Consider the following 5,931-nt stretch of genomic DNA (forward strand, 5'->3'; position numbering starts at 1 on the left):
GTAAAAACTCAGGCGTTGGATAGTGATTATGTGGCATTTTAACCCATTCATTATCAAAGCTACCATCACCATGGATAGTCCCTGTAAACATGCGAAGGAGCAATATGCCGGTTAAGCTTGGGTACGCGCTCTCATACGAGCGCGCCTTGGATTTACACCCTTTGTCACCATCAGTAATGGAACCCCGTGCTGAAAGCAATTTAGCCGAATGGAGGAACGTCCAGCACTTCACTACAAATGTCATATGGCCGAGACAATCTTTTAATACCGTTGCGGGCAATGTATACCCTTCGATTCCCGCAAAAATGAAATGTACCAGCGGTTTGTCGCTGGTATACAACCAGTAAGCGAGAATTCGGTTGTGGATAAAACTGGGCGTGCACGGCCTGTAAAATAATAATGTCACGTGCGGCTTCCATACCGCTGCTGAGAAATGTCTACATCATTACCTTATTGTCTGAATGGTCAGGTTGCTACGTCGACGATAAAACAGAACAAACACAATTCCTGTCACCGGAACGAGGGTCGCGACCCAGGGAATTCCCACAGCCCCCAAGGTACTGTCTACCGTCAGCCCACCAATAATCCCCCCTAGGGCATTTGCCAGGTTGAATGCCGAAATATTGGCAGTACCAGCCAGCTCCGATGCAGCACTGCCATGTTTCAGGACATTCATTTGCAAAGGGGGCACATTGCCGAATGAGGCAATGCCGAACAGAAATGCTGCTACCATAAATAACCAGTAGCTATCGCTGACAAGGCCAACCACCGCCAGTGAGGCCACCATCAACACCGGCCATAACAGCTGTGCCTGGCGGAGGTTGCGGTCGGCGCTGATACCGCCAATATGGTTTCCCACCACCAGGCCAATCCCCACCACAAACAGCAAGATGGTCAGCGCCTGCACGTTATAACCGGCCACCTGTTCAGCCAGCGGTGCAATATATCCGTACAGGGTCATGAAACCGGTCCAGCTCAGAACGGTAATCGCCAGGCTTGCTAGCAGGGGACCGTGGCAAAACACAGTCAGTTGCTGACGGATACTTTTACCTTCCTCAATGGGCTGGCGATGAATGGTAGATATGATAGCAATCAGCGCCACCGCGCCCAGGGCTGAAACCACGTAAAACGTCACATTCCAGCCGAAGATATTGCCAATCCATGACCCAAACGGTACCCCCAGCACGTTCGCCAGCGTCAGTCCTGCAAACATCTGCCCAACCGCCCGGCCAGCCAGATTTTCTGCGACAAGTCGCGTTGCTACCACCGCCCCTATACCGTAAAACGGCCCCTGTACCAATCCTGCCAGTACCCTGCTTACCAGCAGCACCGGATAACTGGTCGATAAAGCACTGACAAGGTTGGTGGCAATAAACAGCACCATTAGCCCGGCCAGGACATTACGTTTTTCAAAACGGGCGAGCCACAGCGTCAGCACAGGTCCGCCGATAACAATCGACATAGCATAAGCAGTGATAACGTTTCCTGCCTGACCGTCAGTAATATTGAGGGCGTGCGCCATGGTGGTTAATAACCCCGCGACCACAAATTCGGCGGTGCCGATGGCAAAGGCTGATAAGGTCAGTATCCAGACCTGTAGAGGAATGCGTTGCGTTTTCATAAGTGACCTGACAGAGAGAAGATACCGTCATCCTGAACTACACATTCGCTTTTGATAATAATGATAAAACGGAATGGATTATTTCGTTTTGATGAATAAAGAGCGTGCCCGGGTTATTCGTTAGCCAGCCAATTATTGAAAAAATCACTGAATGCCGTCACCTGCAAAGGTTGAAAACGCCGTTGCGGGTAGACAAATTGCAGGCCGACCTGTTTTTTGTCATGCCGGCTGAAGCCAATAAAGGTATCAGCAAATAACAGGGTGAGCCGGCCCTGTTCGACATCGCGCTTAACATCCCACCATGATTTGCTGGCGATACCCGCACCTGCCAGTACCCACTGACGTAACAGCGCGCCATCATCACATACCATGGCCGGTGTAACCCGCACCACGGAGGGCACATCATGCTCTTCAAAACGCCACTCGTTCATCAGCGTGCCCCGCAGCTCCATCACCAGACAGCGATGCCCATGGAGTTCGTCCGGATGCTGGGGAGTCCCGTATAACTGAAGATAGGGTTTTGACGCCACCAGAACCCGGTGATTGGGCCGGATAAATTTTGTGACCAGATTACTGTCCGGCAGATTGCCAAAACGTATACTCATGTCCAGACGGTTGGCAATCAGATCCACCACGTTTTCACTGAGATACACAGAACTTCTGACTGCCGGGTGCAGACGGGTAAAATCAAGAAGGGCGGGCGAAAGATAGTGCCGGCCAAAGTCTGAGGGCGCTGAAATGCGCAGAGTGCCGCTGAGCATTCCCTCTTTCTGAGTCAGTTTTGCCTCTGCCTGCGCTATCTCCTCCAGCACGCGCAGTGCTGCGTGGTAAAACTCCTCCCCGGCTCGCGTAAGTGCTATTGCCCGTGTTGAACGATTAAATAACCGGGTCTGATAGCGCTCTTCCAGCGCCTTTAGCCGTGCAGTCATGGTGGCCGGAGACAAATTCATCCTCCGCCCTGCGGCAGCCAGCCCACCGGCTTCAACCACTTCCACTAGTAACGTCATATCTTCGAACTTGCCCATTATTCTGATTTCCTGAATAGATAATCAGTTTTACCTGTCATTATCAAAGCGGCCTGCAGGTCGTAAAGTCAAGCATAATCAACCGCTCCGGAGAACAGAATATGCCGCAACACACACTTTTCGAGACCACATCTATTGGCACACGAGCACTTAACAACCGTATTGTGATGGCGCCAATGACGCGCGCCCGTACAGCACAGCCCGGCAATATCCCTACTGCGCTGATGGCAGAATATTATCAGCAACGCGCCAGCGCAGGTCTTATCATCACTGAAGCAACACAGATTTCAGCCCAGGGGCAAGGGTATTCCTGGACGCCAGGCATTCATTCGGCTGAGCAGGTGGCTGGATGGCGTCTGGTAACGGAGGCCGTCCATCTAGCAGGCGGCACTATTTTTTCTCAGCTATGGCATGTGGGGCGTATGTCCCATGAAAGTTTTCACACTGATGGAAAACCGGTTGCCCCTTCTGCGCTGTCGCCGGTTGCGCAGGTATGGGTGGTCAACCGTGACGGTGTTGGTGAAATGGTTGACTGCCCGATTCCCCGTGAACTGACCCATACCGATATTCAACAGATCATTGCGGATTATCGTCAGGCGGCAGTCAATGCCATGGAGGCCGGATTTGACGGCGTGGAAGTCCACGGCGGCAACGGGTATCTGATTGACCAATTCCTGCGCCGTACCTCGAATCAACGCACCGATGAATATGGCGGCAGCCTGGCAAATCGTGTGCGCTTCGCTCAGGAAGTACTGGAAGCCATCAGCGATGCCATTGGGCCAGTTCGTACTGGCATTCGCCTCGCTCCGTTTATCACCCAGCGCGGCATGGATGATCCACAGGCGATTGAAGCCATTCTGGTGCTGGCTGCGTGGTGTGAAGCAAAAGGTATTGCCTTTATCCATCTGGCAGAAGCTGACTGGGACGATGCGCCGCAGGTCCCTTATGAGTTCCGTGAAACCCTGCGGGCGACTTTCAGCGGCACGATTATCGTGGCCGGAAATTACACCCGGGAAAAAGCGGAAAAACTGCTGGCTGCGGGTCTCGTGGACCTGGTCGCTTTTGGACGTCCATTTATCGCCAACCCGGACTTTCCTCGCCGTCTGAAAGAAAATCTGCCGCTGGCTGCGATGGGTAATCCGGCAACACTGTTTGGCGGTAGCGAAGTGGGTTATACCGATTATCCCTCTCTGACAACCAAGGTCTGAGTCATGACGCAGCGTACACTGATTATTGGCGGCGCAACAGGGATCGGTTTTGCCGTGGCGGTACTGCTGGCCGGGTGCGGTGGGCACGTTATTCTTGCTGGCCGGGACCACAATAAACTCTCGGATGCCTGCCAGCGTTTGCAGGCACTGGGTACCAGCGCGGAAACTGTCGTGTTGAACATCGCGGATGAAAAACAGGTGGCAATACTGGGCCAGACGCTGGAACCAGTGGACCATATTATTGTGACGGCAGTGTCGCAAGCGCCAGGTGGAATGTTGACTGCACTGGATTTATCAGGGTCTTCCCCTGTTGTGGTGGCTGAGGGCATGATAATGGTATGTTTTATCGCCTGAGAGCATCACCATGGATGAGAAATCTCTCTATGCCCACATCCTTAACCTGACCGCTCCGTGGCAGGTTAAATCCCTTTCCCTCGATGAAAACGCTGGTTCTGTTACCGTCATCGTTGGTATAGCTGAAAACGCGCAATTATCCTGCCCAACCTGCGGTAAATACTGTCCAGTTCACGATCACCGGCATCGTAAATGGCGTCACCTTGATACCTGTCAGTTTACCACTCTGGTGGAAGCCAGTGTTCCTCGTATTATGTGCCCGGATCATGGCTGCCAGACTTTGCCTGTTCCGTGGGCAGGTCCCGGCAACCGCTACACGCTGCTGTTCGAGTCGTTCGTCATCTCATGGCTGAAAATCAGCACTGTCGATGCCGTCAGGAAACAGTTGAGGCTGAGCTGTAATGCCGTCGATAACATTATGCAGCGGGCAGTTAAGCGCGGACTCTCCCGTCGTAAAACCCCGCAGTCAGCACGTCATCTCTGTGTTGATGAGGTCGCCTTCAAAAAGGGTCATCAGTACGTCACGGTTATCTCTGATACACAGGGACAGGCCCTGGAGCTCAGGGATGATCGCGGTGTTGAAAGCCTAGCGGGTTACCTCCGGAGCCTGAGTGACCGCCAGATCGAATCCATCAAAACCCTGTCGATGGACATGAACCTGGCTTATATCAGCGCAGCCCGTATCCACCTGCCCAACGCGGTAGAAATAATCGCCTTCGATCACTTCCATGTCGCGAAAATGCTCTGTGCTGTCGTGGATAAAACACGGCAGTCAGAGATGAAAATCATCCCGTTACAGGCACGAAAAAGTGCACATCGCTCCCGTTATCTGTGATTGTACGGCCGCCATAAACGTCATGGCCGAATAGCAGAAAGACTGGAAGCGGCGCAGATGGTGTAAGTATCCCGGCAAAACGAACCATTCACTTTTAGAGATCTTCCGACATACTGATTATGGCCCCTGAGGAGATCGCTATGCGCAAGATCCGATTCATTGAACACAGATCATCGCTGAATTGAAGTCCGTCGAAGCCGGCCGCACCGTCAAGGATGTGTGCCGTGAGGCCACTATTTCGGTAGAGACGGCAAAAATCATGTGATCGCACAGCATGAAAGTTGGAGTGACCACGCTAAACACGGCTTATAATTGATGGCGGGTCGTAGTCCGCAAAATGTAGTTGCTGTTGTGGTGGCGGGTATCTCCTGAATGAGCACATGACCGAGGGCGAAATCGACGCGAATCGCAAAAAACGCGAAGCATAGAAGGCATGCCAACAAGTCGCGATAAAGAGAGCGAAGCATCAGCGCGATGCATGACGGGCGGCAAGGTACCAGGTCGCTATATCCCGTGGGCACATCTTCCACGATGGAAATAAACGGAAGGCCCTCACTGTTACTGCCATGTTCCTAGCGCGAAATGGCGTACAGCTGAATGATTCGGGCACTGAGCTGGAAGAGTTGACCATAAACGCCGCGAGCGGCTCCGGGGGAGGCGTATTAAGCGAGCTGGTAATGTTGAGCACAAGCCAGCGAGAACAGGCCATTGCCGATGCATAGTACATGGCGCAGGAGGTGAACGAACTTTACAATGTCTTGAACGATATTTCATCACCTGTAAATCAAAAAGAGAATATTCAGGTATCCAGTTCATGTTCTAAATCAAAGCAGTTTGTTTAAATCTGCGTAATTGTATTCGTAGAGTACTTATTTGGAAATTAAATAG

Annotated in this window: 5 protein-coding genes and 3 pseudogenes; 5 read left to right on the forward strand and 3 right to left on the reverse strand. The window is 52.3% G+C overall.

Going from position 1 to position 5,931, the window contains the following annotated elements; all coding sequences use genetic code 11:
* From NNN71_RS23265 to NNN71_RS23275, 3 genes are all read right to left on the reverse strand, one after another.
* Positions 1-406, reverse strand: a 406-nt coding sequence (locus NNN71_RS23265) for a hypothetical protein (RefSeq protein WP_271459458.1), incomplete at its 3' end; no start/stop codon positions are given.
* Positions 407-445: 39 nt separating this feature from the next.
* Positions 446-1,621 (reverse strand): MFS transporter, encoded by a 1,176-nt coding sequence (locus NNN71_RS23270; protein WP_267453920.1) that lies wholly within the window; start codon positions 1,619-1,621, stop codon positions 446-448.
* A 113-nt stretch (positions 1,622-1,734) separates the two neighbouring features.
* On the reverse strand, positions 1,735-2,646 hold the full coding sequence (locus NNN71_RS23275; RefSeq protein ID WP_267453919.1) for a LysR family transcriptional regulator: 912 nt from the start codon (positions 2,644-2,646) through the stop codon (positions 1,735-1,737).
* A gap of 101 nt (positions 2,647-2,747) precedes the next feature.
* On the opposite strand from NNN71_RS23275, the gene NNN71_RS23280 reads away from it, so the two are divergent.
* The 5 genes and pseudogenes from NNN71_RS23280 to NNN71_RS23295 form a co-directional block, all read left to right on the forward strand.
* Complete coding sequence (locus NNN71_RS23280; RefSeq protein WP_267453918.1) at positions 2,748-3,854, forward strand: alkene reductase; 1,107 nt, start codon at positions 2,748-2,750, stop codon at positions 3,852-3,854.
* Between the two features lie 3 nt (positions 3,855-3,857).
* On the forward strand, positions 3,858-4,208 hold the full coding sequence (locus NNN71_RS23285) for an SDR family NAD(P)-dependent oxidoreductase (RefSeq protein ID WP_267453917.1): 351 nt from the start codon (positions 3,858-3,860) through the stop codon (positions 4,206-4,208).
* A 10-nt stretch (positions 4,209-4,218) separates the two neighbouring features.
* Positions 4,219-5,040: pseudogene (locus NNN71_RS23290) on the forward strand (ISL3 family transposase); the annotation flags it as partial.
* Positions 5,041-5,183: 143 nt separating this feature from the next.
* Positions 5,184-5,293 (forward strand): annotated as a pseudogene (locus NNN71_RS25320) (IS3 family transposase); the annotation flags it as partial.
* Positions 5,294-5,540: 247 nt separating this feature from the next.
* A pseudogene (locus tag NNN71_RS23295) lies at positions 5,541-5,765 on the forward strand (type II toxin-antitoxin system death-on-curing family toxin); the annotation flags it as partial.
* Positions 5,766-5,931: the final 166 nt, after the last annotated feature.

Source organism: Kluyvera sp. Awk 3, from assembly GCF_028069715.1.
Taxonomy (GTDB): Bacteria; Pseudomonadota; Gammaproteobacteria; order Enterobacterales; family Enterobacteriaceae; genus Kluyvera; species Kluyvera georgiana_A.

What these genes read in the sequence shown, in the direction of transcription:
- NNN71_RS23270 (WP_267453920.1), bottom strand. Translation starts at nt 1,621, where the DNA reads ATGAAAACGCAACGCATTCCTCTACAGGTCTGGATACTGACCTTATCA.
- NNN71_RS23275 (WP_267453919.1), bottom strand. Translation starts at nt 2,646, where the DNA reads ATGGGCAAGTTCGAAGATATGACGTTACTAGTGGAAGTGGTTGAAGCC.
- NNN71_RS23280 (WP_267453918.1), top strand. Translation starts at nt 2,748, where the DNA reads ATGCCGCAACACACACTTTTCGAGACCACATCTATTGGCACACGAGCA.
- NNN71_RS23285 (WP_267453917.1), top strand. Translation starts at nt 3,858, where the DNA reads ATGACGCAGCGTACACTGATTATTGGCGGCGCAACAGGGATCGGTTTT.